Genomic DNA, 234 nt, shown 5'->3' with positions numbered 1-234 from the left:
GGGGTGCTGACGGCGACGCCGTCGAGCCGCCGGCGGAATTTCGCGGTCGGGCCGCCGCGAGCGACCCCGCGGTGTACGAGCGGTTCGACCGGGAGGGGCGGGAGGCGTGGGGCGCGGCCGCCGACCTGCTGACGTGGGACCGGGAGTACGAGACCGTCCTCGACGACTCCGAGCCCCCCTTCTACGAGTGGTTCCCCGACGGGCGGCTCAACGCGGCGGCGAACTGCGTCGACC

General features: G+C 75.2%; 1 protein-coding gene. It reads left to right on the top strand.

Annotation, left to right across the window (positions count from 1 at the left end; genetic code table 11):
* On the top strand, positions 1–234 hold a 234-nt coding region (locus tag EXE44_RS19430; protein WP_137718131.1), incomplete at both ends, for an acetyl-coenzyme A synthetase N-terminal domain-containing protein.

Origin of the sequence: Halorubrum sp. SS7, assembly GCF_005435055.1 — an archaeon.
Classification (GTDB): Archaea; Halobacteriota; Halobacteria; order Halobacteriales; family Haloferacaceae; genus Halorubrum; species Halorubrum salinarum.
Note: the sequence above shows the minus strand (reverse complement) of the source record. Positions and strands in the feature narration are given on the sequence as shown.